The organism is Bradyrhizobium sp. PRIMUS42 (genome assembly GCF_023006515.1).
Classification (GTDB): domain Bacteria; phylum Pseudomonadota; class Alphaproteobacteria; order Rhizobiales; family Xanthobacteraceae; genus Bradyrhizobium.
On record NZ_JALBGZ010001069.1, the window covers coordinates 1 to 1,544 of the forward strand.

Consider the following 1,544-nt stretch of genomic DNA (forward strand, 5'->3'; position numbering starts at 1 on the left):
GCTCGCTCGGCAGCGCGATCGGGCCCGAGCGTCCCGCAAGCAGGCGCGTGATCTCGCGCTCGACATAGTGCGCCAGCTTGCGCGCGCCGGGTTTGGTGAAAAAGACGCCGTCGGAGCTGCGGAGCTGACGGATCTGGCCTTCGAAGTCAGGCCCCTTCTGGAGGAAGCGGCCGGCCTCGTCGACAAAGCCGTCCCAGACGTCGACATAGGTAATGCCGGCCTTGGCCGCGCCTTCGCGATAGAGCGAATCCAGGAACAGCATGTCCGCCGTGCCCTTCTGCCCGCGGATGGCGGGAAGACCGACCCAGAGCACCGGCACGCCCTTGGCCTTGAGGACACCTGCCAGTTCCTCGATCTTCTTGCCGTAGAGCTCGACCCAGCGATCGTCGCGGAATTCGTAGAGGCCGTTCGGATTGCGGGCCGTCTTTTCGGGCGCGGCCACAGGCGCATCGGCGTTGTCGGCATCATCCTGCGGCAGGTCGGCATCGGCAGGCTTGTCGTCGGGCTTGGCGGCGGCATCGGTACCGGGTTTGGGCTCGCCGGGCTTGGCCGGTTGCTTGGCGCGCGCGCCCTTGTCGTTCTTCTTGTCCTTGTCTTTATCCGTGGCCTTGTCCGACTTGTCGGCGACAGGCTCGCGGATCGCGGCGCGGTCGTTGAGGCCGAGCATGACGACGATGACGTCAGGCTTCTCGGTCTCGAGGATGCCCCTGGCCGCTGCCGCCCAATCCGAGGGCTCACCCTTCGGCTGGTACTTGATCAGGCCGGACGCGGTCTTGTGCTTGCGGATCACGCCCATGTCGGGCTGCTCGGTGTAGGCGTCTTCCAAACCGTAGGCGAGCCAGTCGGCCATGGCGTCGCCGATCACCAGCACGTTCTTCTCAGGGATGGTGTCGCGTTTCGCAGGCGCCGGCGCGCGCGAAAAATCCTGGCGAGGTGCCTGCGGCTGTTGCTGCTGGAATGGTGCAAAGAAGTCGCCGCCGAACCAGCCGCCGCCACCTCCACCTCCGCCCCGTTGTGGCGGTGGTGCAGAGCGCTGCGGCGGGCCGCCGAAGCCGGGGAAGTTGAAGAACTGCGCCGAGGCAGGCCCCGCGACCGAGACCAGAATCGCAAGCGCCGTCCCCAGCGCGATCAACGGGCCGGTCTCGGTCAGCGCCTTGAACAGGGACTTTTTCGACATGCGATCTCGGGCAGCGCAACGGGGATCGGAAGCGGCTTAATATAATAACGGAATCGGGCGCCAAACAGGCAAATTCCGTTGCAGATTCTTGCCCCATACACCGGGGAACAGCCGCCTCCGTCAAGGCTACCTGCCAAAATCCCTGTTCAGGGTTACTTTCGGGGCGATTTTACCGCCCGCGCAGCCGATCCAGCACGTCGGAGGAGGCAAAGCCGTCGGCGGGCACGCCGACCGAGGCCTGGAAGTTACGCAGCGCTTCCCTTGTCTGGCCGCCGAACTGGCCGTCCGGGGTGCCCTTGTAGAAGCCGCGCTGGGCCAGCAGCTGCTGCAGTTCCAGCCGCTCGGTGCGCGACAGCTCGCGCTCCTG

The 1,544-nt window shown here is 66.0% G+C and carries 2 protein-coding genes; both read right to left on the reverse strand.

Annotated features, from left to right (window positions below; translation table 11 throughout):
- Window positions 1–1,177: DUF459 domain-containing protein (locus tag MOV75_RS37620; protein ID WP_247007936.1), on the reverse strand; the 1,177-nt coding region annotated here is incomplete at its 3' end.
- 169 nt (window positions 1,178–1,346) lie between these two features.
- Window positions 1,347–1,544 (reverse strand): peptidoglycan-binding protein (locus MOV75_RS37625; RefSeq protein ID WP_247007938.1); only part of this gene is annotated, 198 nt, incomplete at its 5' end.